This is a genomic window from Roseixanthobacter psychrophilus, from assembly GCF_043195195.1.
In the GTDB taxonomy this organism is placed as follows: domain Bacteria; phylum Pseudomonadota; class Alphaproteobacteria; order Rhizobiales; family Xanthobacteraceae; genus NCEH01.
Genome location: NZ_JBAFWT010000007.1, coordinates 73,163 through 99,261, shown reverse-complemented (window position 1 = coordinate 99,261; position 26,099 = coordinate 73,163). Strand labels below are relative to the sequence as shown.

Sequence of the window (26,099 nt, the reverse complement as noted above, 5' to 3'; positions counted from 1 at the left end):
GGCTCATTCTCATGCTGCTATGCAGCAATGGAGGGGGCCTCTGCGTATTATGTATACCACGACTGAGGCAAACTAGGTCAGTATGACATCCGGAAATGAGCGCAGGCGTCGCCACCCAGGCGGTGCCAGCTCCTGACGCAAGCGGCGTGACACCACGCCCCGGAGGCTTAAATGACCGCATTCGACCTCGTTGCCCTCGGCATCCTCGGCGTCGCCCTGACTGGCGCCATCATCGGCTTCAGCAATCCCAAGAGCTTCATGGCTGCCGCCGGTGGCCCTGGCGTTCCCCCGGAGCTCGCGCTGCTCGATCAGGATCACACCCGCACCGCCGGCACCCTGTTCGGCGGCGAAAAGGGTAAGCAGGACCGCGAGCCCGCGATTGCCGCTTTCCCGCGCGCCTTCTGAAGCGCTGCAGCCCGAGAATAAAAAAAGGCAGGCCCAGGGGCCCGCCTTCTCTCGCATCTTGGTCGCGCACCTCTCCGGTCGAGCCCTGACCAGTGCCCGAACGGACCAATGGGAATTCAGTGAGCGACCTGAGCGGCCTTGGTTTCCGCCGCCGTCGTGAGCTTCGCATCTGCAACGAAGCGGGCGCGCATGGGCTTGAGCACGAACAGGGCCATCAGCGCCGCCAGGGCATTCACGCCAGCGGTGATGAGGAACACCAGGTCCCAGTTGCCGAGCTGCGCCACCGCGACGCTGGCGATCGGCACCACCAGGGAGGCCGTGCCCTTGGCGGTATAGAGGAAGCCGGCATTGGTGGTGGCGAACTTGGAGCCGAACGTGTCGCCGCAGGTCGCCGGGAACAGCGAATAGATCTCGCCCCAGGCGAAGAAGACGAGACCTGTCAGCAGCACGAAGGCGAGCGGGTTGGAGCCGAAGTGCCCCAGCGCGAGGACGCCGACCGCCTCCAGGGCGAACGCGATGAACATGGTGTTCTCGCGGCCGATGTTGTCGGAGACCCAACCGAAGAATGGACGGGTCAGGCCGTTCAGCACGCGGTCAATGGACAGGGCGAAGGTGAGTGCCGGAAGGGTGATGCCCATCAAGCTCACGGGAACGCCGGCGATATTGAAATCCTTGGCGATGGAGCCGAGCTGGGCCGTGGCCATGAGGCCACCGGCGGCAACCAGCACGAACATCGCATACATGACCCAGAACACCGGAGCCTTCAGCATCTGGCCCGGGCCGTAATCGCGACGGCTCTGCGTTGCGGCCTTGTTGGTGACCGGCGGGAGCTGACCGGCCTTCGGGGCCTGAAGCAGCAGCGAGAGGGCCATCACCACAACGCCCTGGAACAGGCCGAACACGAGAAAGGTCTGCTGATAGCCCTGGGAGGCGATCATCGCCGCGATCGGGATGATGGTTATGGCCGATCCGGCGCCGAAGCCGGCGGCGGTGATGCCGGCGGCAAGGCCGCGGCGATCCGGGAACCACTTCAGCGCGGAGCCCACGCAGGTGCCATAGACAGCGCCGGCACCGACGCCGCCCACAGCCGCGGCCACATAGAGCAAGGCCAGCGTGTCGGCCATGGAGTTCAGAACCCAGCCGAGGCCGCACAGAAAGCCGCCGATGAGAACGACAATGCGCGGGCCGTATTTATCCACGAACCAGCCCTCGATCGGGACCAGCCAGGTTTCCGTGAGGACGAAGATGGTGAAGGCGACCTGGATGGCGGCGCGGCCCCATTGATGCTTGTCGTTGATGGGCTCGACGAACAGCGTCCAGCCATATTGAAGATTGGCGATCATCGACATGCAGATCACGCCGATGACGAGTTGCATCCAGCGCCCGCCAATGGGGCCCTTCTGCACAGATTCCACAGATGGCATTTCCTACCCTTCCCTATTGGGTCATCGAATTCGAGTCGATGAACGGCCCGTGACGGTCGCCATTCTTGATGGTGGCGGGCTCGTTTCGAGAGGCCCGCTGCGAACCAGGCTCGAATGTTTCGATGCAAAATACCGTATGCAACATGCAATTTACGGTAATGTAACCGCTACAAAGACAGTCACAGCATAGATATCACGGGATTTTTTGGCAGGCTCGACGCCGATATCAGATATGAATTCTACGTGTTATTGCGTATTTCTGAAAAAATCACGCCTGTAAACGCGAATTAAACTCTATTTTGGCATGCGAACACTTAATAGATACAAATATGAAGCGTCTGTACTGAAATGCAATTGGAATTAATTGCGCGAGGTATAAGCCGGAACTCCCGCGCAGGCGCAAAAAAAGGCCCCGGCAAAACCGGGGCCTCAAGGGGCCGCCAAAAGGCGGCAGAGGGCTGTTTGATCAGGCGCCGACTGGTGCCCGAAGCGTTGCGGCGGCGGCAGCATCCGCGTTCATCTTGTGATGCTTCTTGAGCATCGGACGCAGAACGAAGAGCGCCATGAAAGCGGCGGTCAGGTCCATGATCGCGACGGTATAGAGAACCGTTGACCAGCTTCCCGTCGCTTCCATCAAAATATTTGCAAATGGCACAAGAAGAGCGGCTACACCCTTGGCGCAGTAAAGAACGCCATAGATTTTGCCGACATGTGCACTGCCGAATGTATCAGCAGTCGTCGCTGAGAACAGCGAATACACTTCGCCCCACGCCAGGAACACCACGCCCGAGAGGATAATAAAGGCCCACGGATTGTGGCCGAACGCGCCGAGTGCGACGATGCCGATGCCTTCCATCGCGAACGCGAAAAACATCGTCTTTTCGCGGCCGATATGGTCGGAAACCCAGCCGAACAGCGGCCTGGAAACGCCGTTCAAGATGCGATCAAGCATCAAGGCAAACGGCAGAGCTGCCATGGCGAAGAAATAGAGATTGACCTCGACCTTCTTCACGCCGAGATCCTCGGCAATCACGCCAAGTTGGGCCACAGCCATCAGACCGCCGGTAACGGTCAAGATGAACATGGTCATCATGACGTAGAAGACCGGTGTCCGCAGGGCTTCGCCGAGGGTGTAATCCCGACGGCTCTGCGCAACGCTGGAGGAAAACGTCACTTCACCCTTCTTAGGCGCCCGCAGGAAGCCGGCAGCGAGAAGAATGACGGCACCCTGGATCAGGCCGAACAGGAAGAAGGTCTCCGAATAGCCGGAGGTCTTCAACATGTTGGCGATCGGGATGATGGTGAGCACCGTGCCCGAACCATAGCCCGCCGCCGTCAGACCGACCGCAAGGCCGCGCTTGTCCGGGAACCATTTCAGCGCGCTGTTGATGCAGGTCGCGTAGACGCAGCCGACACCGATGCCGCCAACGGCCGCACCGAGATAGAAACCGGCGAGCGAGGTGGCATAAGAATTCACGATCCAGGACAGGCCCGTGAACAAGCCGCCGACCAACACCACGTTCCGTGGGCCGTACTTGTCGATGAAATAGCCTTCGATGGGCGTCAGCCATGTCTGAACGACCACGAAGATGGTGAAGGCAATTTGAATGGACGCCCGGCTCCAGCCGTGCGCGCTCTGAATTTCCGGGACAAACAAGGTCCACGAATACTGAATATTAGCTGCCGCAACCATGCAGACGACGCCGGCAATCAATTGCAGCCAGCGATTTGTCGTCACAACGGCGGTGCCACCTGACTCCGACGATCCCATTTTCCTACCCTTTTCACGTCATTCTCTTTTTTATTTTTAAAGATGAACCGCTCCACCCTTGTCCCTCTTGGAGCGGCATGTTGACGGATTACACGACGCCGGTGGCGCGCATAGTCGCGAGTTCTTCGGCACTGAAGCCGACCCAGGAGAGCACCTCTTCCGTGTGCTCTCCAAGCAGGGGCGCCCGCTCCACCGGCACGTCGTTGTCCGACAGGCGAATGGGGGAAGCGACGGTCACATAGGTCCCCCGCTCTGGATGGGGGACCTCCACGAGGAAGCCGCGGTCGTAAAGCGCGCGGTCCTCCATGATATCCTTGGTGGACAGGATGGGGCCGCAGGGCACATCGATGGCCTGCAGGGCCTTCATCACCTCGAATTTGGTGCGCTGACGCGTCCAGGCTTCGATCAGCTCGAAGCACGCCTCCAGGCGCTGCGCCCGCGCCTCGTGGCTGGCGAACCGCTGGTCGTCGATCAGGTCCTTGCGGCCGATCAGGCGCATCAGCGGTGCCCAACCCTGAGGCTGGATGATGACATAGCAATAATCATTCTCGCCGCCTGGCGCGCAGCGCAGGGCCGCCCCCGGCTGGCCCCCACCCGAAGCATTGCCCGCACGCGGTACGCTGTCGGTCGCGGGCGCGCCGGGATATTCGGTCAGCGGTCCGCTGGCGAGCCGCTGCTGGTCGCGCAGCTTGACCCGCAACAAGTTCATGACGCAGTCCTGCATGGCGACGTCGACACGCTGCCCGCGCCCGGTCACGGTGCGCTGGAACAGCGCGGCGAGGATCCCCGCCACGCAATGAATGCCGGTGCCGGTATCGCCGACCTGCACGCTCGCCGCCGTGGGCGGACCTGAGCGCCAACCCGTGGTGCTCATGGCCCCGCCCATGGCCTGGGCGATGGTTTCATAAGCTTTTGCCTCAAGCCCGCTCTCTTCGGCGAAGCCCTTGATGGAGGCATAGATCAGGCGGGGATTGATGGCTTCGATGCGCTCCCAGGAGAACCCCTGGCGCTCCAGCACGCCGGCGCCGAAATTCTCGACCATGATGTCGCAGCGCTCGATCAGGCGGACCAACGCGTCCTGCCCCTGCTGCGACTTGATGTTGAGGGTGACGCTGCGCTTGTTGGCGTTGAGCATCGTGAAATAGAGGCTGTCCACATTGGACTTGTCGCGCAATTGCGTGCGCGTGATATCGCCCCGGCGCGGCATCTCGACCTTGATCACGTCGGCACCCAGCCAGGCCAGCAATTGGGTTGCCGACGGACCGGATTGCACGTGCGTCATGTCGAGCACGCGCACACCATCAAGTGCCTTGCTCATGCCAAACCCCTGGAACCGTCCCCGACGACTTGTGCGATGCCGATCTGTGCCGGCTTGCAACGGCTTGATCATGCACGTCGCATGATATGCCGTCTATTGAATTTCGTATGCCAAATACAGAAATATCACCGTCACTCCACCGTCGCAAACCCTTTGCGGCGGCGATCTGCAAAAATTCTATCGAAAGACGATGCGGACGCCCGCGCCAGCCTCAGCGCAGCGCCGCGAGCCCGGCCACCAGGCCGGTGTCGATCTGCTCGGCATGGGTCTGCACTTCTTCCTCGTGCAGATAGTGGCGCATGAGATCGGTGGCGCTGATCACGCCGACCAGATTGTGCTCCACCATCACCGGCAAATGTCGCACCTGATGCTCATTCATCAGCCGCAGCACGGTAGCGATGGAATCTTGCAGACCGCAGGAAACCACCGCCCGCTTCAGCAGCACGGCTACAGTGACGTTCGGGGTGTTGGCGCCGTGCTCTGCCAGGGCGCGTGTCACGTCGCGCTCGGAGAAAACGCCCACGACCGTATTCCCTTCCGTCCGGCAAACATCCTTGACCACGACGCTGGAAATATTCTCGCGCTTCATCACCATCACCGCGGTCGCCACGGTCTCATGCATGCGCACGGTAACGATGCGCGTGTCACGCTTCTCGCGCAGAATGTCATCGACGGTAATCATGAGCAGTTTCCTCACCTTATGCGCCCGCAGTTGATCCGCGGTTGTCAAAGGCCCGGGCCACGCCTCTCCCAAGGGGAGCAACCAGCCACATCATTGCCTATATGCTGGTATGCAAAATACGTGATGTCAATAAGCGATGCGGAATCACTCCAATCTGCCTGCGCTGCACTGCAGCGGAATCAGGTGCGACTCTTGGCTTTGCCGGCATTACTTGCTCAAAGCTATATTCGATGCCATCACAGTATGAAGTATATCGCCCGCCGGGCGGGCGGAGCGTCACGGGCCGCGCGCAGCGCTGTCAGGGCAAGGGTTGAGATGACGTACCAGGACATCAACGTGAAGCCGATCGAGACCGAATCGAGCTTCCGCATGAAGGCATACAAGGCGCTTAAGGCGGCCATCATGGAGATGGACATCTATAGCCACGCCGAGGAGATCCGGCTGGAGGAACGACAACTCTCAGAAAAGCTCGGCGTCTCGCGCACCCCGATCCGCGAGGCCATGACCTTGCTGGAGCAGGAGGGCTATGTGCGCTCGGTGCCCCGTCGCGGCATCTTCGTCGTGCGCAAGACCAAGCAGGAAATCCTGGAGATGATCACGGTCTGGGCAGCGCTCGAAGGTATGGCCGCGCGCCTCGCCTGCCAGCACGCCTCGGACGCGGAAATTCGCATGCTGCGCGAGAATGTCCGCGCCTTCGCAGATCGCAACCCGGAAGAATTCGTCTCGGAATATTCCGCGGCCAATCTCGCCTTCCACCGGCAGATCATCCGCATGTCCGGCTGCCAGCTCATCGCCGATACAACGGACAGCCTGTTTCCCCACATGCGCGGCGTGCGCAAGGTGACGATCGCCCAGGATCATCGCGCCCAGCGCTCCATCGTCGATCATACCCGCATCGTCGAGGCGATCGAGAAGCGCGACGGGGATCTGGCCGAACGGCTCGTGCGCGAGCACACGCTCGGCATCGCCAAGCATGTGGAAGCGCACGGGGATTTTCTGGACTGAGGTTTTGACGGCCCAAGGGCCTCAATGGCGCTCCCCCTCGGGAGGAGCGCCAGGAGCGTCAGGCCGCCTTGTTCTTCGCCATCAGCTCGACGAAGCGATCGAACAGATAATGGCTGTCCTGCGGGCCGGGGCTCGCCTCGGGATGGTATTGCACCGAGAACACTGGCTTGTCGGCGAGCGAGAGCCCGGCATTCGATCCATCGAACAGCGAGACGTGGGTCTCCACCGCGTTTTCCGGCAGGCTCGCGCGATCGACGGCGAAGCCGTGGTTCATGGAGGTGATCTCCACCTTTCCGGTGGTCAGGTCCTTCACCGGGTGGTTCGCGCCGTGATGGCCCTGATGCATCTTCAGCGTGCGCCCGCCCACCGCAAGGCCAATCATCTGATGGCCAAGGCAGATGCCGAAGGTCGGCACGGCGCGCGCAATGAGGTCGCGGATCACCGGAACCGCGTATTCCCCCGTCGCCGCGGGATCCCCCGGGCCGTTGGAAAGGAACACCCCGTCCGGCTTCAGCGCCATGACCTCTTCCGCCGTGGTGGTGGCAGGCACCACCGTCACCAGGCAGCCGGCGCGGGCGAGCAGGCGCAGGATGTTGCGCTTCACGCCATAATCGATGGCGACCACATGGAACTTGCCCTCAGTGCGGGTGCCGTAGCCGGCGTTCCACTGCCAAGGCGTCTCGTCCCATTCGAAGCGCTGCACCGAGGTGACCCCGGGCACCAGGTCCATGCCTTCCAGGCCGGGCCAGACGCGCGCCTTCTCCTTCAGCGCCGCGATATCGAACACGCCGTCGGGCGCATGCGCGATGACCCCGTTGGGCATGCCCGTGTCGCGGATCAAGGCCGTCAGCGCGCGCGTGTCGATGCCGCTGATGCCGGCGATGCCGCGCGCCTTCAGCCATTGGTCGAGGCCGCGCGTGGCGCGATAATTGGAAGGGTCGCTGATTGCTGTACGCAGCACCACGCCGCGCACGCCGGACGCCGAGGCCATGGACACCGTCTCGATGTCCTCCTCGTTGGTCCCCACATTTCCGATGTGCGGAAAGGTGAAGGTGATGATCTGGCCGGAATAGGAGGGGTCCGTGAGGATTTCCTCATAGCCGGTTATGGCGGTGTTGAAGCACACCTCGCCAACACCCTCTCCTACAGCGCCGAGGCCGAAGCCTTCGAGCACGGTGCCATCGGCGAGCACGAGAAGCGCGGTCGGCTTCGGCTCGGCCCAGCCTTCGGCCGGGACGTTTGCGTGATCTTGTTCCTGGGTCATGGCTCGCCTAGATAATGAGTCACGCGCCGCACTTCCAGTGCTTCGCGCACGAAGCCAGCCATTGGGCTCGGGATTTTTCCGGTTTCAGGGTATATCCGGGGTCGAGGGCAGCTTTACGGCCTGCCGGCGCCAACTGCCGCCGCGTGCCGCCCCGCGACGAACCCATTCGGCCGCGCTACAGCTTCAAGAGGACAGACATTGCTTCGCGACGATATTAACACCGCTCTTAAGGATGCGATGAAGGCCCACGACAAGGTGCGCCTTTCCACGCTGCGGCTGGTCAACGCCGCCCTGAAGGACCGCGACATCGAGGCGCGCGGCCAGGGCAAGGACCCGCTGAGCGATGACGATCTGCGCGCCCTGCTCGCCAAAATGGTGAAGCAGCGCGAAGAGAGCGCGCGAATCTACACCGAGAACAATCGCCCCGAGCTTGCCGAGCAGGAGCGGGCCGAAATCGCCGTGATCCAGGATTTCATGCCGCGCCAGTTGGGCGAGGACGAAACTCGCGCCATCATCGCCCATGTGGTCGCCGAGATCGAGGCCAAGGGCATCAAGGACATGGGCCGCACCATGGCGGTGCTGAAAGAGCGCTACGCCGGCGCCATCGATTTCGGCAAGGCCTCGGCCTGGGTCAAGGACGCGTTGACGGCGGCGTGAGCGCAGGCGCGCGCAGGGGGCGGTTACGCCCCGCGCAGGCTTGCCTGTGCCTCCCCAACCCTCTCCCGCACACGGGAGAGGAGCATTTAGATCACTGAGGGAGCCTTGCCTCAGGAAGGCCAGCCCCTGTGAATTGAGGGGATAGCGGGCATAGACGGGAAACGGGCCCGCGCCTGCGCTATGGTGCCCGATTGTCCATTCCCGCGCTAAAATGCGCATGAGACGCGAGTCGACACCCAGCCCATGCGCTTTCCACCCTCATTCCTTGATGAGATCCGCGCACGGCTTCCCGTGTCGGAAGTGGTGGGTCGGCGCGTCAAGCTGAAGAAGCAGGGGCGCGAGTTCGCCGGTCTCTCGCCCTTCAATGCCGAGAAGACACCATCCTTCTTCGTCAATGATCAGAAGGGCTTCTACCATTGCTTCTCGTCGGGGAAGCATGGCGACGTGTTCGACTTCCTGATGGAGACCGAGGGCCTGCCCTTCTCCGAGGCGGTGGAGCGCCTTGCCTCCATGGCCGGCCTGTCCCTGCCCCAGGTGACGCCGGAGGCTGCCGCCAAGGAGGAACGCCGCCGCACGCTGCACGAGGTGATGGCGCTCGCCGCCAGCTATTTCGAGGACACTCTCCAGGCCCGCGCCGGCGCCAAGGCCCGCGGCTACCTTGCCGACCGTGAACTCGGCCCCGCCACCCAGAAGCGCTTCCACCTCGGCTATGCCGCGGCGGATCGTTACGCCCTCAAGGAAGCGCTGGGCAAGATGGGCGTCAGCGTCTCTGACATGGTCGAGACCGGCCTGCTGATCGCGGGCGACGACATTCCCGTGCCCTATGATCGTTTCCGCGACCGCGTGATGTTCCCCATCACCGACCTCAAGGGCCGGGTGGTGGCGTTCGGCGGCCGGGCGCTGGAAAAAGAGGTGGCGGCGAAATACCTCAATTCGCCGGAGACCCCACTCTTCCACAAGGGGTCCTTGCTTTACAACGGTTTTTCCGCCCGCGCCGCGGCCCATAAGGGCGCGCGGGTGATCGCCGTGGAAGGCTATGTGGATGTGATCGCCATGGTGGAAGCGGGCTTTGATGGCACGGTCGCCCCGCTCGGCACCGCGCTCACCGAGGACCAGCTTCAATTGCTGTGGCGCATGGCGGATGAGCCCTTGCTGCTGTTCGACGGCGACAAGGCGGGCCGGCGCGCCGCCTTCCGCGCCATCGATCTTGCCCTGCCCCATTTGAAGCCCGGCCGCAGTTTGTCCTTCGGCATGCTCCCCGAGGGACAGGATCCGGACGATCTGATCCGCCGCAGCGGTCGCGAAGCGATGGAAAACGTGCTCGCGCGCGCCGAACCTTTGGCCTCCATGCTGTGGGCGCGCGAGATCGAAGGCGCCAATCTGGAAACCCCGGAGCGCCGCGCCGCCCTTGAAGCGCGAATCGGCGAAGTGGCCGCCAGCATCGCCGACGACAATGTCCGCCGCCATTATCGCCAGGATTTGAACGAGCGGCTGAAGCGGCTGCTCGCCCCACCGCGCGAGGCGCGGGGATTTGTTGCCGCGGGCCGTTCACGCAACCCGGATATGCGCACAGGGCGGTTCAAGCCGCGCGAGGAGCCCCTTGTGGTGCGCGGCGGCGGGGAATTGTCGCGCACGGCGCTGGTTCGCGGTCCGCTCTCCTCGCTGCCACGCGGCGAGGCGCTGCTTTTGTTCTGCCTGCTCAACCATCCCTGGCTGATGGACGAAAACGGTGAGGATATCGCCGATCTTCCGTTCGCCAATGCGGACGCCGACACCCTGCGCCGCGCCCTGCTCGATGCCCATATGGAGGGCAAGGCGACCGATTCGCAGACCCTCGCCCGGCAGTTGGAAAAAATGGGCGTCGACGCCCTGATTCGGCGAGCGCGGTCGGTCGCAAACCCCAGAATGGACTGGCCGGCATATCCAGATACCGGCGCGGAGGATGTCAGGCTCTGGTGGAGCCAGTGTACGGCCTTGCATCGCAAGGCTTACGCGTTATCTAGAGAATTGAGGGAGGCTGAACGCTCTCTGGGAGACGACCCGAGCGAAGCCAATTTTGCGTGGCTGCGCGATGTGCGGGAACGCCTCTCGGCCGTAGAGGGGACCGAAGCCCTGGTTGAGGGGTTCGGCGCGTCGTCTGGACGCGGCTCTGCGCGGTCGGTGTGATTCACCGAGTGTGACCCTTTCTTGCCGCAGTGTGGTGTGCTGCGCAAATGGAACCTTCCGCTTTCACCAGCGATCGGGTTCAGGCTGCTTTAACGGGACGGCTCTAGGGTCGCCCAAACGATATTAAGGAAGGCGGCGCGGTCCTCGTGGGGGTGCGTCGCCATTTCGCCGTGGAAGACACGCGGCGACTTGTCAGGAGATGTCCATGGCGAAGCAGGCGACCGAAGCGACCGAAGCGCCGGAGAAGGAGAACGACAGCCCCGACGGGCCGTTGCTCGACCTGTCGGACGCGGCCGTTCGGAAAATGATCAAGAATGCCAAGCGCCGCGGCTATGTGACCTATGAGCAGCTCAACGAAGTGATGCCATCCGAGGAAGTGACGTCCGAGCAGATCGAGGACACCCTCGCCATGCTCAACGACATGGGCATCAATGTCGTTGAAGCCGAAGAGGCCGCCGAAGAAGAGCAAGCGGAAGAGACCGAAGCCGCCGACGAGCCGGAAGAGGTCGAGGGCGGCGAGCTGACCGAAGCCGCGCCCCGCGCGGTCGCCCGCTCCGAGACCAAATCCGAGCCGGCCGAGCGCACCGACGATCCGGTGCGCATGTATCTGCGTGAGATGGGCACGGTTGAATTGCTCTCGCGCGAGGGCGAAATCGCCATCGCCAAGCGCATCGAGGCCGGTCGCGAAGCGATGATCGCCGGTCTGTGCGAAAGCCCGCTGACCTTCCAGGCCATCATCATCTGGCGCGACGAGCTGACCGAAGGCCGCGTGCTGCTGCGCGACATCATCGATCTCGAAGCCACCTATGCCGGTCCGGAAGGCAAGAACGTGCCGCCGGCCGCCATGGAAGGCGAGACCGCGCTTGCCCCCGAAGCAGGCGAAGACGGCCTGCTGGGCGACGGCGCCTCTCCCGGCGACGACGAGGACGACATGGAGAATTCCCTGTCGCTCGCCGCCATGGAAACCGAGATCAAGCCCAAAGTCGTGGAGACGTTCGACCGCATCGCCGACAGCTACAAGAAGCTGCGGCGCCTGCAGGACCAGAATGTCGAATCCAAGCTGAACAACGAGACCTTGTCCCCGGCGCAGGAGCGCAAGGCCAAGAAGCTCAAGGAAGACCTCGTCCTCGACGTGAAGTCGCTCTCCCTCAACCAGGCGCGCATCGACGCCCTGGTGGAGCAGCTCTACGAGATCAACAAGCGCCTGGTGGGCCTGGAAGGCCGCCTGCTGCGCCTCGCCGAGAGCTATGGCGTGCAGCGCGAGGACTTCCTCAAGCAGTACCAGGGCTATGAGCTGGACCCGAAATGGGTGCTGCGGGTCTCCAAGCTCGGCTCCAAGGGCTGGAAGGCGTTCGTCGCTCACGAGAAGGACGGCATCAAGGATCTGCGCGGCGACATCCACGCCCTCGCCACCGAGACGGCGCTGGAGATCCTGGAATTCCGCAAGATCGTCCAGATGGTCCAGAAGGGCGAGAAGGAAGCCCGTCAGGCCAAGAAGGAAATGGTCGAGGCCAACCTGCGCCTCGTCATCTCCATCGCCAAGAAGTACACGAACCGCGGCCTGCAGTTCCTGGACCTGATCCAGGAAGGCAACATCGGCCTGATGAAGGCGGTCGACAAGTTCGAGTACCGGCGCGGCTACAAATTCTCGACCTATGCCACCTGGTGGATTCGGCAGGCCATCACCCGCTCGATCGCCGATCAGGCGCGCACCATCCGCATTCCCGTGCACATGATCGAGACCATCAACAAGATCGTGCGCACCTCCCGCCAGATGCTCCACGAGATCGGCCGTGAGCCGACCCCGGAAGAGCTGGCCGAGAAGCTGGGCATGCCACTCGAAAAGGTGCGCAAGGTTCTCAAGATCGCCAAGGAGCCGATCTCCCTCGAAACGCCCATCGGCGACGAGGAGGACAGCCACCTCGGCGACTTCATCGAGGACAAGAACGCGATCCTGCCCATCGACGCGGCGATCCAGTCGAACCTGCGGGAGACCACCACCCGCGTGCTCGCCTCGCTCACGCCGCGTGAGGAACGCGTGCTGCGCATGCGCTTCGGCATCGGCATGAACACCGACCACACCTTGGAAGAGGTGGGCCAGCAGTTCAGCGTGACGCGCGAGCGTATCCGCCAGATCGAGGCCAAGGCCCTGCGCAAGCTCAAGCACCCCAGCCGCTCGCGTAAGCTGCGCTCGTTCCTGGATAATTGAGGCCAACGGTCCCGGTTTCGACCGGTGCCGAGAGGGCTTGACCCTAGGCCTATGAGGCCAAACGCATGGGCTTTGGTATCAGCGGGCGCTTCGACGTTCCAAATAAAAAGGCCCGGCAAGCGCCGGGCCTTTTTTCATGTCCGCGTTCCGATTCTTCAGGGTTTCGCGGAATTGGTGAAATGGTCGGCCCAAGCGAGCACGCCGGCGAAGCCGACGAAAGCCAGGACGATTGCGGTAATGGCGATTGCTACATCTGCAGGCATGGCACGTTTCCCTTCCTGCAACGGAAGCTAAGCCGTCCCCTCCCCCGCGCTTTGATCTGCCGCAAACCCAGGCGCCCCGCGACGTCCGCGCGGGCGGTGCGTCAGAACCGCCAAATGATCCAGAACGGGCGCGTGATCTAGAAGCGCAAAGTCATCTAGAAGCGCCAGGTGAAGTTCCCCTTCACCGCATTCTCGGTGAGGTTGGACGCGACCTGGCCGGTGTAGGAGACCCCGAGGTCCATCGCCGCGCCGAGCTTGGTGGTGAGGCCCGCGCCGACCACCAGCGCATCCTCGGAGAGCGGCGCGCCGGCGACGGTGAAGGCCACCGGCGAACCGGCGAAAGCCAGGGTGGTGGTGGGCGTCAGGTCGCCGAAGGCATGCTGCCAGCCGAGGGTTCCGGACAAGGTCAGCGCCGGCAAGGCCCCAAGCCGAAGCGCGGTCGATCCTCGCACGCCGAGCACCGTGCTCAGCGTGTCGAAATCGGCATCCCGGCCGGACAGCATGGCGACGCCCAGGCTTTCCGTGAAGCCATTGGTGGATTGGGTGACATAGGAGAAGCCCGCGAAAGGTTCCAGCACCGACGCCGTACCCAGCGTCGGCAGCGCAAAGCCGTAGCCGAGTTCACCGAAGACCTGCCCGGTTCGTCCGGCGTATCCGGCGCTGTAGGCCTGGGCGAGGCCCGGCAGCACGACGGTGCGGTCGGTGGAGATGTCGTGCCAGGAATAGGCGGCGCCGAGGCGCACCGCCCATGTCCCCAAGGCGCTCGCGCCGAAGCTGCGGCCGGCATAGAGCGCGAAGTCGTACGTGTCGCTGGAGCCGCTTGCGGGAGTGGAATCAAGGTCGAACGTGCTCTGCCCGAAGCCCGCCGCAAGACCGAGGCGCCAGTCGGCCCATGCGCCGTCGAGCCCGATCAGGAACCCGCCGATGGAGCTGGAATAACCGGAGGCGTTGGCATCGCCGTCATTGTCACCCCAACCACCATAGGCCTGCGCCCACAAGGTGGCGCCGAGCGAGGCCAGCGCGGCCGTCGTCGGGGCATCGCCGACGACCGTTCCCGACGTGGCCTGCCTCAAGCGGCCGGAGATGGCGTCCCGCACATAGGTGGATTGGGTCTGCAGCACGCTTTGGGCGGTGGCGTGCACGTCGCCGGAAAGGGATGAGAAAGCGGCGGGCGCGGCGCCGGCGGTCAACGTGGCGAGCGCGGCGGTAAGAGGAGATGAGGCCGACAGATGGTCGGCCGCGAACGCGGTCGCTGCCTGGTTGGGTGTCTGGGCCAGCGCCGTGAATGGAACGGCGCTGCGGCCGAGGGTTGCCACCAGATCACCTCCCGAGACCGAAAAATCGGCGCCGAGGAAGGGATAGAGCGAGCCGACGGTTCCGATCTCGGAATTTCCGGCAAAGACGAAAGAGCCGGAAATGCTGCTGGCGGTGATCAAGGTGTAGGTGGCGCCATATTGGGGCAAGAAGCCGGCGCCCGGCTTGAGATGCACCATCGCCCCGTCCGAAATCACCGCCCCGCCAACCAGGATCTGGTCCGAAGCGCCATTCGCGCCAAGCTCCATCAGCAGCGTCGAGCCAGATGCGAAGGCGGCATTGTTGCCGACCAGGATCTTGCCGATGGAATTGCCGGGGGCCACCGTCGAGCCGGTCTGGGCGAGCAGGTTCGTCACCGTGCCGCTGCCGGAATGGGTTCCGGTCACGGTCACGGTGCCATTCAACGTTCCGTTATTGGTGAACGCCCCGTTGTTGACGATGTCGGCGTTGATGATGCCGGTATTGATGATCGTGCCGTCGTTTATCAGCATGCCCTGCTGGCTGCCGGTGGTGACGCCGCCGCTCTGCACCACGGTGGTCGCAGTGAAGGTGCCGGCATTGGTGAGCGTGGCGCCGCTTGCAATGCTGTAGCCCCCGGTTGCGTTACCGCTGGTGTCACTCACCGCGAAGGACTGGAACGCCGCCCCTTTCGCGATATTCAGCGCGCCGGAATAAACCGCGCCAGTACCGGCATTGTTCAGCACCGCGGTCCCGCCGATCACCGACACCGACCCGACGTTCGTGATACTGCCGTTCAGATAAATGGTGCCCCCGGCCAGGGCCAGGGTCTCCGCCCCCGTGAAGCCGGAAATCGGGCTGTTAAAAGTGGCCGCTCCGGTGGTGGAGACGGTGCTCGCGCCCATGAGGAGGACCGGCAGATTGGTGGCGAAGTCCTGCGTCAGCGCAAGATTGCCCTGGGCGGCGATGAGCTGCTGCACATTGGTTTTTGTCTTGTCGCTGAAGTCGTTCTTCGCGATGCCGATGAAGCCGCCGTCGGCATCGTACAGGACGTCGAAGCCGGCATAGGTGTGCAGGCTGGAATTCACGAACTGGCTCGACGGGCTGAACAGATTGACCACGCCGGGGAGCTGGGGATTGGTGGTCCCCGTGGTGACGCTGTAGGTGGCGCTGCCGCCGACGAAGGAGATGCTGATCGTCGTGTTTGCGGGCGCCACGCCGTCCGGCGCTCCGGGCACCTCGACGAAGGCGTCCGTCACACCGGTATCCATGAGCAGCGTGCCGGTACCTGACACGGTGCTGCTCCCGGGCACTTGAATCGTCACCTGCGCCTGCACCGCCTGCCAATTGTCGGGACCACCGGCCACTGCCGGGTTCGCGAGGGCGAGCTGGCCATAGGTGAAGGCTTCCGCCGAGGTATTGGAGCTGGTCAGCCCGAGTTCGACCTGGGTCGGGGTGATGATGTAGCCGCGGCGGACCGTATTTTCGTTCATGCCGCTGATATTGAGGAACGGGTTGTAGATCGCCGACGTCGTGGGCTTGCCGTTGAGAACCTTGATCGCCTGCGTCGTGTTCGACACGTCGACGGTTCCCTCCCCCATCGTATTGCGGTCGAAGCCCACCCCCATCATCAGCGCGCCGGCGCAATTGACCCCGGTCGTGCAGTTCGGCGTGGCGGTGACGGGGCTGGAGTTCGGCGAATTGACGCTCCCAGCCGGGCAGCCGTTCACGCTCTCGGGGTTGAGGCACTGGCTATGCGTCACCACCAGGATGGGCATCGTGTCCGTGGCGACCGTCACGCCGGTCTGGGTGCTCGTTCCATCCACCTTGCTGCCGCTGAACGACACAGTGGCGTTCGTGAAGTATCCGGTCAGCAGGACATCGGTGCTGTTGTAGAACACCCAGCCGACCGTACCGTTCGAAACGGGGATGGCCTGGTTTTTGTTGATGAAGTCCTGCGTCCCCACGGCGATGCCGGTCGAGCCGGTGTCCAGGGTGGGATAGAAGGCCGGGCCGCCATTGATCGACATGGCAACAGTCAGCGACTGGCCAGGTTTCCCCGCTGCGGCATTCGCCAAGGCCTGACTCAGGTCTGTCGCATAAGGAACGATATAGGACGTAGTGTAGCTGTCATAAAGATTCCAGCCGAGCGCAGCGCTCTGCGCCAATACGACACCGTTGCTTGCAGCCAGAAGCAGAAGCACCAGAGGTGCGGGCGCTAAAAAACGCCTGCACATCACACATAGGAATCGCACGAGAAGCCCCCCAAGCCTATCCGCGAGAAACGCTAGGCGTGGCGTTTAGCACGGTCAAGGCTTACCATGCTACCGGATGAGGCGAGGCACAATTTTATAGATAGGTCTCGTATTCCAGCGGCAGGATCACCCGCATAAAGGCGTCCAGCTCCGCCTGCTTCATCACGGAATAGACCCGGCGATATTCTTCGCCGAAGGCACGGGCGATGAAATCCGAGGTGGCGAAGCGCTGCACCGCTTCCGCCATGGAGGGTGAGAGGCGGGGCACGTCGTAATCATAGGCATTGCCGATCAACGGCTCGGGCGGCTCGATCTGCGCCTCGATGCCCTCCAGAAGACCCGCGAGGATACCCGCCAGCACGAGATGCGGATGGGCCTCGGCGCCGGCAATGCGATGCTCCAGGCGCTTGGCCTGCGGCGGCCCGTTGGGCACCCGCACGGCCACGGAGCGATTGTCATAGCCCCAGGTGATGCCGGTGGGCGCGTAGGACCCCGGCACGAGACGGCGATAGCCGTTGAAGCTCGGCACGAACAGCAGCGTCGCATCGGCCATGGTGGCGAGCAGGCCGCCGGCGCCGTGACGCAACAGCCGATCCCCCTCCCCGCCCTCGCGCGCGAAAACGTTGCGGCCGTCGCGGTCCTGCATGCTGACATGGACATGCATGCCGTTGCCTGCGAAATCGGCCAGGGGCTTGGCCATGAAGGTGGCACGCAGCCCATGCTTGCGGGCGACGCCCTCGATGGCGCGGCGCAGCAGGATCGCCTCGTCGGCCGCCTTCAGCGCGTCGGCGCGATGATAGAGATTGACCTCGAACTGGCCCGGCGCCGCTTCCGAGATCACCGTGTCGGTGGGCAGGCCCTGGACCTCCGCGGCAGCACGCATGTCGTGCAGCACCGGGGCGAAGGCATCGAGATCGGACATGGCATACATGTTCTGTCGCGCCTGCCCGGTGGCGGGGAACACCGGCTCCGGCGGCGCTCCCTCCGCACCGGGCTTCAGCAAATAGAATTCCAGCTCGAAAGCGACACACGGCGTCAGGCCGAGGGCGGCAAGCCGATCCACAATCTTCGTCAATTGCTGGCGCGGGTCGAGCACCCAGGGCGTTCCGTCCGGCTCGTGCATGGTGATCAGCACCTGCGCCGCCGCACGCGGCGACCAGGGTACGGGCTTCAGCGTGCCCGCAACCGGCCAACATAGCCCGTCCCTGTCCCCCGTCTCCAGATGGATGCCGGTTTCAGCAACCTCACAGCCCCAGACGTCGAGGCCAAAGATGGAAAGCGGGATCGGAACGCCGGCATCCCACACCTTGGAGAGCGCATGGCCCGGAAGCCATTTGCCACGCAGCACGCCGCTGGTATCCGGCAAAAGCACTTCGACGATATCCGGCACGCCATGGGCCTGAACATAGGCTTCGGCTTCGCCAAGGACGCTGGTCGCATTGGCATCCTGAGGATGGGTGCCGGCTCCGGGGTGCTGCATGATACTCCAACTTGCATTTTGATCGCGCGCTTATCCAAGCGCGTCGGCACAGAACCTACAAGCTGGGGCTCTGCCTTTATTTTTCATCTGCTGCAACTTCTCTAGACGGCCGTTGTTTCCACATCCGCATTCACGCTATTCTTGCCCCGCTCGCTCCGGGGGGAATCGCAGCCGATCGTTGCCGCCATGCGCAGACCTCACTGCATGCATGAGGCCTCGCTTCCCGGAGACCCTATCCTTGACGCCTCTGCCTCTTCTTGAATCCCTGCGCCGTTCGCGCAGCTTGAACCAAAGCGCCGTTCTCGCAGCCGGATTTGTGGTTTTGATCGCGATCAGTGCGGCATCGATCTGGCTGGTCAACCGCACCAAGGAGGACACCGCCCAGGTCAGCCACACGCTGCGGGTGGAAAACACCCTCTCGCAGCTGCAGGTCATGGTGCGGCGCGCGGAGAGCGCGCAACGCGGCTACCTGCTGACCGGGGATGCGAGCTATCTGCAGTTCTTTGAGGAGACGCTGGCCGAGGTGCCGCAGGCGCTGGACCAGGCGCGCGCAAGCACCACCGACAACGGTGCGCGCCAGATCGCCCTGTCGGCGCTCGAACCGAGCATCGAAAAGAAGCTCGCCGAGCTGCGCCAGACCGTCGACTTGTTCAAGGCCGGCCGCGCGGACGAGGCGATGCACATCGTGCGGACGGGCGAGGGCGAGACGCTGATGCGCGAGATCACCGCGCGGGTCGAGGCCATGAAAGAGGAGGAGGAGCGCCTGCTCGGCCAGCGCACCACCTCATCCAACCGGACCAGCCTGTGGCTGCTGCTGGTGAACCTGGTTGGCGTGGTGACCATCATCGGGCTTGCCGGCCTGTCGATGCAGTTAGTCCAGCGCAACACGTCCGCGCTGCGCCAGGCGCACAAGGAGGTGGCCCAGGCCAACCAGAGCCTGGAGCGGCGGGTGATCGAGCGCACCGCCGATCTCCAGGAGGCCAATAACGAGATCCAGAGCTTCGCTTATATCGTCAGTCATGATCTGCGCTCGCCGCTGGTGAACATCATGGGCTTCACCAGCGAGTTGGAAGCGTTGCGGACAGATCTGTTCGATCGGCTTGCGGCTTTGCGGGAGAAGGCGGGCGACGAAAATGAGGCCCGCGACGCCGAGCTCGGCCGCGACTTCGAGGAGGCGTTCAGCTTCATCAAGGCGTCGATCACAAAGATGGACCGCCTCATCAAGGCGATCTTGGACCTGTCGCGCCAGGGGCGCGCCGAGTTCCATCCGGTGCAGGTGGACATGACCCCGCTGCTGGAGGGGATCGGCGCAACCATGGCGCATCAACTGATCGAGCGCGACGCGACCCTGAAAGTCGCGCGTTTGCCCTCGATCATCAGCGACCGAATGGCCCTGGAACAGATTTTCACAAATCTGATAGACAACGCTGTGAAATACCTACGCCTTGATGTTCCAGGAAGAATTGACGTTTCCGCGAGCGAGACGCCGGGCTACGTCACCTTCATCGTGAGCGACAATGGGCGCGGCATCGATCCGCGGGACAAGGTGCGCGTCTTCGAATTGTTCCGCCGCTCGGGTCCCCAGGATCGACCGGGGGAAGGCATCGGACTTGCACATGTACGGACCTTGGTGCGACGAATGGGCGGCGCGATCATGATGGATTCCGAGCTTGGTCGCGGCACGACTTTCAAGGTCACGCTGCCGCGCCGTCTCCTGCTAAATGCCGAAGAGGGAAAGAATGACTGAGCACGTCACCATCATCATGATCGAAGATGACGAGGGGCATGCCCGTCTGATCGAAAAAAACATCCGCCGTGCCGGCGTGTTGAACGAGATCATGCCGTTCACCGACGGTACGAGTGCGGTGAACTTTCTCTTCGGCCCAGATGGTACCGCCGCTCACAATGCCGGCCGCGCGCTGCTGGTGCTGCTGGATCTCAACCTGCCGGACATGACCGGGGTCGATATTCTCCGGCGCATCAAGGAGAACGAGCATCTGCGCTTGTCTCCGGTGGTCGTCCTCACCACCACCGACGACAAGGTGGAAATCCAGCGCTGCTACGATCTCGGCGCGAACGTCTATGTGACCAAGCCGGTCAATTACGAGAACTTCGCCAATGCGATCCGCCAATTGGGCCTGTTCTTTTCCGTGATCCAGGTGCCGAAGGCGAAGTGATGCCCCATGCGGCGCAGCCCGACGAGATCGCCCAGCCCGAGCATGCCGATGCTGCGGGCGGCCCCGGCGTTCGGGTCTTGTACATCGACGACGATCCTGGCCTCGGCCGGCTGGTGCAGCGCCAGCTCAACCGGCTCGGCTTTGTCGTGGAAACCGCCACCTCCGGCACCGAAGGGCTCGCCCGCCTGGCGCGGGGCGATATCGACGTGGTGGCGCTCGATCATTACATGCCGGGGCAGGACGGTCTGGAGACGCTCGCTGCCATGCGCGCGCTGCCCGACCCACCGCCCGTGGTCTATGTCACCGGCACGCAAGAAAGCCGCATCGCCGTAGCGGCGCTGAAGGCTGGTGCCGCCGACTATGTGATCAAGGAGGTGCAGGGCGACTTCATCGAATTGTTGCGCTCGGCGCTGGCCGCCGCGCTCGATGCGGTGAAGATGCGCAAGGCGCACGAGGCCGCTGAAGCGGAAATTCGCGCGGCACGCGATCGGTTCGAGGCGCTGGCCGCCGAGCGTGCGCTGCTGCTGCGCGAAATGAACCACCGCGTCGGAAACTCGCTTCAGATCATCGTCTCCCTGCTGCATGTTCAGGCGAGTGCCACCGACAATGCCGAGGTCCAAGACGCGTTGAATGCGGCGCGCGGGCGCGTTGCCGCAGTCGCTCAGGTTCACCGTCGTCTCTATACCTCCGACCAAGTCACCTCGGTTGCAGCGGACCAGTATCTGTCATCCTTGCTTGAGGACCTGCAGATTTCCGCCAGGCACGGCGAATTTGGCGTCACCCTTTCGATCGAGGCCGATCCGCTCGAAATCGATCCTGATCGCGCGGTCGCGGTGGGCGTGATCGTGACGGAACTCGTGATCAACGCGTCGAAATATGCCTATCCCGGCGGTTCAGGCCCGGTCCGGGTGGAGCTGCGTTGCCTGGGCGAGCAGATCCTGCTCGCGGTGGAGGACGACGGTACCGGCATCGCGCCCGGCGATGCTGCGAAGTCCAGTGGCCTCGGCAACCGGATCGTGCGGGCGATGTCCAACAAGCTCGGGGCGGAGCTGGCCTTTGAGCCGCGCACGCAGGGCACGCGCGTCGCCCTGCGGTTCCCGCTTGCCCCATCCACATCCACTGGATTCTAGGTTTCGCAGCGTCGGTCGGACACCGGCACGCGTGACCAACCTTGCCGTTTCAAAGACCCGGGCGTTTTCGCAAAGTGCGGCGTTTGAAAACGCCCTCTCGTCTCAGCCGCGCTCTGTGGGGAAACCGGCCTGCTTCCAGCCGAGGATGCCGCCCTGCATATGCTGTTCAAGCTGTTGGCCTGACGCCTGGGCGATCGCCGCCGCACGCTGCGAGCGCTGGCCGGAGCGGCACGAGAACACGATCTGCTTTCCCTGCGCGTCCGGCAGCGCGGCGGCGTCGAAGGCCGACAGCGCCATGACGGCAGCGCCGGGAATGCGCTCGGCGCGGATTTCGTCGGGCTCGCGCACATCGATGAGGAGGATGCGGCCATCCTCCATGCCGGCTTTTACCTCGGCGGGCGTGAGGTGGGTGATGCGGCCGCCGAAGGGATTGGGTTCGCTCATGAGATCGGTCCTGGAAAAACTTGAAAGTGGAGAAGCCTACGCTGCTCCGCAAGGGGGACCTTGAGGCAAGCTCACACACAAAACGCGCGAGCCCGGCGGCGGCGCGACAGAGGTGGACCGTTACAAAACCAGAGCGCCGGCCAGCGCCGCCGCGCCCACCACGGCCCAGGCCGGGACCTGCCAGACCGCAAGTCCGAGATAGCAAGCGAGCGCAACGGCAAACGCCGCTGCGCCGGTGACGCCTTCCGGCAGCACCACGGTCCACAGTGCGGCACCGAGGAGGCCCACCACCGCGGCATTGACGCCGGCCAGGATACGGCGCGCGGCCGGGGCGGCCCGCAGACGCTCCCAGAATGGCACCGCTCCTATCACCAGCAGCGCCGAGGGAGCGAAGATGGACAGCAAGGCGACGAGGGCGCCCGCCACGCCGCTCGGCGGCTGTTGGGCCGCCGCGCCAAGGAACGCCGCGAAAGTGAAGAGTGGCCCGGGCATGGCCTGGGCCGCTCCATAGCCGGCAAGAAAGGCGTCCTTGGAGACCAGTCCGGTCCCCACCGTTTCCGCATCCAGCAGCGGCAACACCACATGGCCGCCGCCGAACACCAGCGCACCGACACGAAAGAAGCGCTCCGCCAGTTCCAGGCCGTTCGAGTGCAGCAGCCGCGCCGCGAGCGGCAGGCCCAGCAGGCACGCCGCGAACACGACCAGTGCCGTCACCGCCATGGCGCGCGAGATGCCCAGCGGCGGAAACGGCTCGCTGCCCGTGGCCGCCATCGCGTGCAACGCGCCATAGCCGGCAAGGGCGCCGAGGCCGATGGCCAGCAATTGGCCCGTGGTGCCCGGCAGCAGCACCGCAAGGGCCGCCGCACACAGGGCGATGGAGGTGGTCCGCCGCTCCGGGCACAGGCTGCGAGCCATGCCCAGGACAGCGTGGCAAACGACCGCCGCGGCGGCCGCCTTCAGCCCGGCAACCCATCCCGCTGTCCCGAGCCCACCCACGCTGTCGAGCACGAGCGCGAACACCGTCATGAGAACTGCGGACGGCAGCGTGAAACCGACGAAGGCCACGACAAGCCCAGGCACGCCCGCCCGCATGAGGCCGATCGCCATGCCCACTTGGCTGGAGGCTGGCCCGGGCAGGAACTGGCATAGCGCGACCAAGTCGGCATAGGCACGGTCCGAGAGCCAGGCACGGCGCACCACGAACTCCTCGCGGAAATAACCGAGATGGGCAATCGGTCCGCCGAACGCGGTAAATCCCAGACGTAGAAAGACCAAGAACAAATTAAACATTTTCTCGATGTTTAATGCACGCGGAGATTGCAGGTCCATTTTCAATATCTCCACAGGCGGAGCGGGACGCGCGCGGCGTGGCCGCGCCGTCGACGCCTCGCGCTGCGATCTCGCATCTGTGAATGAAAACAATAGGGTGGGGCAAGCCGCGATGCGTCTTATCGTGCCTTTAAGGCACATTGCGCTATTTTATTACCTCTAATGAACTTGATCTGAGTGGCTTGCTCATCTCTCGTTCATGTTGGCCCCGGTACGGTCGAACCAACAATTGACACCTTGTCCCTGCATCCCCGCGTTGCAGAGGACAGGGCGAGGTGGCTTCGGGTTTGGTGATGCTCCGTCCCGACGCGCCGCAAAAAGGGCTATTGATCGGGTCGTTCCCCCGCACGTGTCCGATCAGTGGAAAGGCGCCGGCGTAAGCCGGCGCCTTTTTATTTGGTCCGCCCGCGCCGGCGGCCGCGGCGGCTCTCGATCCTACGGGAACCATGCTCTAGTCTCCGCTCCATGCCTGCCCTCTCTCCCAAAATCCCCGACCTTGAAACCCTACGCGCCGGCGGCAAGCGCGTGATGGCCCTGGCGCTGGCAGCGGTGGAAACCGCGCGCGGCACCGCCCCCCTGGTCGCGCTGCTGGATCGCGCCGCGCGGGAGGCCCGTGCGCTTGTGCTTGGCCTGACCGGCCCGCCGGGGGTCGGCAAATCCACCCTCACCAATGCCCTGGTGCGCCGCGCCCGGGCAGACGGGCGGACGGTGGCGGTGTTGGCTGTGGACCCCTCCTCCCGCCGCACCGGCGGCGCCTTGCTGGGCGACCGGGCGCGCATCCAGACCGATCCCGAGGACCGTGGCGTCTTCGTGCGGTCCATGGCAGCGCGCGATCGTCTCGGCGGCCTCTCCGATGACGCGGTGGCCGCCGTGGTGCTGCTGCGTGCCGTGTTCGACCTCGTGATCGTCGAGACCGTCGGTGTTGGCCAGTCGGAGGCCGATATCGGGCTCGTGGCGGATACCGTGGTCCTGTGCATCCAGCCGGCCTCGGGGGACAGCCTGCAGTTCATGAAGGCGGGCGTGATGGAATTGCCAGACATCATCGTCGTCACCAAATCCGACATGGCGGACATCGCCCGGCGCGCCGCGGCGGATGTCAGCGGGGCGCTCTCCCTCGGCGGCCTGCCGACCGACTGGACCGTACCTGTCATCCGCCTCTCTGCCGCCAGCGGCGAGGGGCTGGAGGCGTTCGACGCAGCCATCGCCGCCCATCGGGCCCATCTTGAGCAGGACGGGCGATTGGCAACCCAACGCGCCGGGCAGGCAGAGCGTTGGGTGGAGGAGGCGATTCGCCTGCGCTTCGGCACCGAAGGGCTGGCCTTCGCCCGCAGAATGGCGGTTGCAGAGACCGGCCCCTTCGCCCGTGAGGCGGCATTCGCGGCACGCTTAACCCGCTCGTAAGGTTGATAGGAGATTTTTCTCTCCAGGCGCCGGCGTTCGTTCACCGGCTTCCCTGGCGAGGGCGATCTCATGGGTGTGTATTTCGGCGTGCGTCTGCCGGCCTGCCTTTTGGCTGCGGTCGGCTGCCTCGTCGCGACGGCCGCGCGCCCGCAGATGCTGCCGTCCGATATCTTTCTCTCCCGCGCGGCGGCCGAACGAGCCCAGGGCGGGCTGCTCTCCGGACCAATGCGCGCGCTGCGCGTCGCGACGTTGGAATGGCCCGAGCCCCTGGCCGGCGGCGTCCTCGATCCCGCCACGCCGCAGCCGCAGGCGCAAACGCAGATTGCCGCTCTGGCGAGTCCCGCCGTGACGTCCTTCGGCGACGCCACCTACGCCTATCCTCCACCGTTGGTGCTGGGCGGCGCCCTGCCCGCGAGCGATCCGGCAGGACTGCTTTCCGACCGGGAGGACGTGGACACGCCAACCGTGTTCGGCCCTTCCCCCAACGCCGATGCCGCCTACCTCGAGCTCGCACTGGATTTGGTGCTGAGCCTGCCGGGCCTCGACGAGGAGAGCATGGCCGCCGACGACCAGGGACCGCCGACGTTCGGTCCCGACATGAGCGAACTCGACGTCGCCGAAGACCCGCCGCAGGCCCTGATCTTCGGCGAACCGCCGCCTCCCGGTGCGACGCTGGACAGCGCCGAGCTCGAGGCGCCCTACAGTGCCGGCCTCTCGCTCGACGCGAGCGAGGGTGCCGCACAGGGCATCCAGGCATCGCGGGACATGCCGATCGTGCATGATATGCGTGTGGTGTTCGGCCTCAGCGGTGCCCTGTTCCCACCCCTCGCCTTCGAATATGCGGCCTTGCCGCCGAGCGCCGCGCCGCTTCCGCCGATGCCTCCAGTCCCCCCCGGCGACGAGGAAACCGACGGTATCGCGGCGGGCGACCGCAGCCCCGCCGAACGCCTCAGCCTGGATGGGCCGGCGCGCGCACGGGCGGAAAAGTGCCTCGCCGAGGCCATTTATTTCGAGAGCCGGGGCGAACCCAAGCGCGGACAGATCGCGGTCGCCCAGGTGGTGATGAACCGGGTGTTCTCGGGCTATTATCCCAACGACGTCTGCAAGACCGTCTATCAGAACGCCCACCGCCATCTCGCCTGCCAGTTCACCTTCGCCTGCGATGATGTGAAGGACGTGATCCGCGAGCCCGACATGTGGGTCCAGGCGAAGCAGATCGCCTCCGACATGCTGGACGGCAAGCTCTGGCTTTCCAGCGTCGGGCGGGCGACCCACTATCACGCCTATTGGGTGCGGCCGAGCTGGGTGCGCGAGATGCGCAAGCTGGACCGGATCGGCGTGCACACCTTCTATCGCCCGCGCCGCTGGGACGGGTGACGGGCACGGCACGCGCACATGAAAACGGCCCGGGAGCATCTCCCGGGCCGTTTCTTTATTCAGAAGACGA

At 64.2% G+C, this 26,099-nt stretch carries 19 protein-coding genes; 10 read left to right on the top strand and 9 right to left on the bottom strand.

Features of this window, described 5'->3' with window-relative positions; genetic code table 11:
* Positions 1–171: 171 nt before the first annotated feature.
* A complete protein-coding gene (locus V5F77_RS09530) occupies positions 172–405 on the top strand; it encodes a hypothetical protein (RefSeq protein ID WP_429005108.1) in 234 nt (77 codons plus the stop codon).
* A gap of 116 nt (positions 406–521) precedes the next feature.
* Here the strand turns inward: V5F77_RS09530 and oxlT (V5F77_RS09525) are convergent, their stop codons facing one another.
* The 4 genes from oxlT (V5F77_RS09525) to V5F77_RS09510 form a co-directional block, all read right to left on the bottom strand.
* Positions 522–1,781: an oxalate/formate MFS antiporter gene (gene oxlT / locus V5F77_RS09525; protein WP_429005164.1), complete on the bottom strand. Its 1,260-nt coding sequence runs from the start codon at positions 1,779–1,781 to the stop codon at positions 522–524.
* Positions 1,782–2,295: 514 nt separating this feature from the next.
* Complete coding sequence (gene oxlT, locus V5F77_RS09520) at positions 2,296–3,600, bottom strand: oxalate/formate MFS antiporter (protein ID WP_429005107.1); 1,305 nt, start codon at positions 3,598–3,600, stop codon at positions 2,296–2,298.
* An 88-nt stretch (positions 3,601–3,688) separates the two neighbouring features.
* Positions 3,689–4,918, bottom strand: a complete 1,230-nt coding sequence (frc, locus tag V5F77_RS09515; protein WP_429005106.1) for a formyl-CoA transferase — start codon at positions 4,916–4,918, stop codon at positions 3,689–3,691.
* 211 nt (positions 4,919–5,129) lie between these two features.
* A complete protein-coding gene (locus V5F77_RS09510; protein WP_429005105.1) occupies positions 5,130–5,600 on the bottom strand; it encodes a CBS domain-containing protein in 471 nt (156 codons plus the stop codon).
* Positions 5,601–5,915: 315 nt separating this feature from the next.
* Between V5F77_RS09510 and V5F77_RS09505 the strand changes: the two genes are divergently transcribed.
* Positions 5,916–6,605 (top strand): GntR family transcriptional regulator, encoded by a 690-nt coding sequence (locus V5F77_RS09505; protein WP_348847416.1) that lies wholly within the window; start codon positions 5,916–5,918, stop codon positions 6,603–6,605.
* A gap of 58 nt (positions 6,606–6,663) precedes the next feature.
* On the opposite strand, the gene carA is transcribed toward V5F77_RS09505, so the two are convergent.
* On the bottom strand, positions 6,664–7,869 hold the full coding sequence (carA, locus tag V5F77_RS09500; RefSeq protein WP_429005104.1) for a glutamine-hydrolyzing carbamoyl-phosphate synthase small subunit: 1,206 nt from the start codon (positions 7,867–7,869) through the stop codon (positions 6,664–6,666).
* Positions 7,870–8,067: 198 nt separating this feature from the next.
* Between carA and V5F77_RS09495 the strand changes: the two genes are divergently transcribed.
* The 3 genes from V5F77_RS09495 to rpoD all read left to right on the top strand — a co-directional run bounded on the left by V5F77_RS09495 (position 8,068) and on the right by rpoD (position 12,901).
* Positions 8,068–8,526, top strand: coding sequence for a GatB/YqeY domain-containing protein (locus tag V5F77_RS09495; protein WP_429005103.1), 459 nt, complete (start codon positions 8,068–8,070; stop codon positions 8,524–8,526).
* 243 nt (positions 8,527–8,769) lie between these two features.
* The gene (gene dnaG / locus V5F77_RS09490; RefSeq protein WP_429005102.1) at positions 8,770–10,692 is read left to right on the top strand and encodes a DNA primase; all 1,923 of its coding nucleotides are present in this window, start codon (positions 8,770–8,772) and stop codon (positions 10,690–10,692) included.
* A 205-nt stretch (positions 10,693–10,897) separates the two neighbouring features.
* Positions 10,898–12,901, top strand: coding sequence for an RNA polymerase sigma factor RpoD (rpoD, locus tag V5F77_RS09485; RefSeq protein ID WP_429005101.1), 2,004 nt, complete (start codon positions 10,898–10,900; stop codon positions 12,899–12,901).
* Positions 12,902–13,319: 418 nt separating this feature from the next.
* Here rpoD and V5F77_RS09480 read toward each other — a convergent pair whose 3' ends face one another.
* Both V5F77_RS09480 and V5F77_RS09475 read right to left on the bottom strand, forming a co-directional pair.
* Entirely contained in the window at positions 13,320–16,640 is a 3,321-nt protein-coding gene (locus tag V5F77_RS09480) for an autotransporter outer membrane beta-barrel domain-containing protein (protein ID WP_429005100.1), read from the bottom strand.
* A 145-nt stretch (positions 16,641–16,785) separates the two neighbouring features.
* On the bottom strand, positions 16,786–18,171 hold the full coding sequence (locus V5F77_RS09475) for a glutamine synthetase family protein (RefSeq protein WP_429005099.1): 1,386 nt from the start codon (positions 18,169–18,171) through the stop codon (positions 16,786–16,788).
* A 316-nt stretch (positions 18,172–18,487) separates the two neighbouring features.
* Here V5F77_RS09475 and V5F77_RS09470 point away from each other — a divergent pair, with 316 nt between their 5' ends.
* The 3 genes from V5F77_RS09470 to V5F77_RS09460 are packed head-to-tail and all read left to right on the top strand — an operon-like array spanning position 18,488 to position 21,478.
* Positions 18,488–19,918, top strand: a complete 1,431-nt coding sequence (locus V5F77_RS09470; protein WP_429005163.1) for a sensor histidine kinase — start codon at positions 18,488–18,490, stop codon at positions 19,916–19,918.
* The gene (locus V5F77_RS09465; RefSeq protein WP_429005098.1) at positions 19,911–20,348 is read left to right on the top strand and encodes a response regulator; all 438 of its coding nucleotides are present in this window, start codon (positions 19,911–19,913) and stop codon (positions 20,346–20,348) included. Before V5F77_RS09470 ends, V5F77_RS09465 begins: the two co-directional genes overlap by 8 nt.
* Positions 20,348–21,478, top strand: a complete 1,131-nt coding sequence (locus tag V5F77_RS09460; RefSeq protein ID WP_429005097.1) for a response regulator — start codon at positions 20,348–20,350, stop codon at positions 21,476–21,478. The genes V5F77_RS09465 and V5F77_RS09460 overlap by 1 nt, the downstream gene beginning before the upstream one ends.
* Before the next feature lie 102 nt (positions 21,479–21,580).
* On the opposite strand, the gene V5F77_RS09455 is transcribed toward V5F77_RS09460, so the two are convergent.
* Positions 21,581–21,922, bottom strand: a complete 342-nt coding sequence (locus tag V5F77_RS09455) for a rhodanese-like domain-containing protein (RefSeq protein ID WP_429005096.1) — start codon at positions 21,920–21,922, stop codon at positions 21,581–21,583.
* A gap of 120 nt (positions 21,923–22,042) precedes the next feature.
* Entirely contained in the window at positions 22,043–23,197 is a 1,155-nt protein-coding gene (gene chrA, locus V5F77_RS09450) for a chromate efflux transporter (protein ID WP_429005095.1), read from the bottom strand.
* Positions 23,198–23,716: 519 nt separating this feature from the next.
* Here chrA and V5F77_RS09445 point away from each other — a divergent pair.
* Positions 23,717–24,652: an ArgK/MeaB family GTPase gene (locus tag V5F77_RS09445; protein WP_429005094.1), complete on the top strand. Its 936-nt coding sequence runs from the start codon at positions 23,717–23,719 to the stop codon at positions 24,650–24,652.
* A gap of 69 nt (positions 24,653–24,721) precedes the next feature.
* Positions 24,722–26,029 carry a cell wall hydrolase gene (locus V5F77_RS09440; RefSeq protein ID WP_429005093.1) on the top strand — a complete coding sequence of 436 codons (1,308 nt, stop codon included), beginning with the start codon at positions 24,722–24,724 and terminating at the stop codon, positions 26,027–26,029.
* The last annotated feature ends 70 nt before the right edge of the window (positions 26,030–26,099 follow it).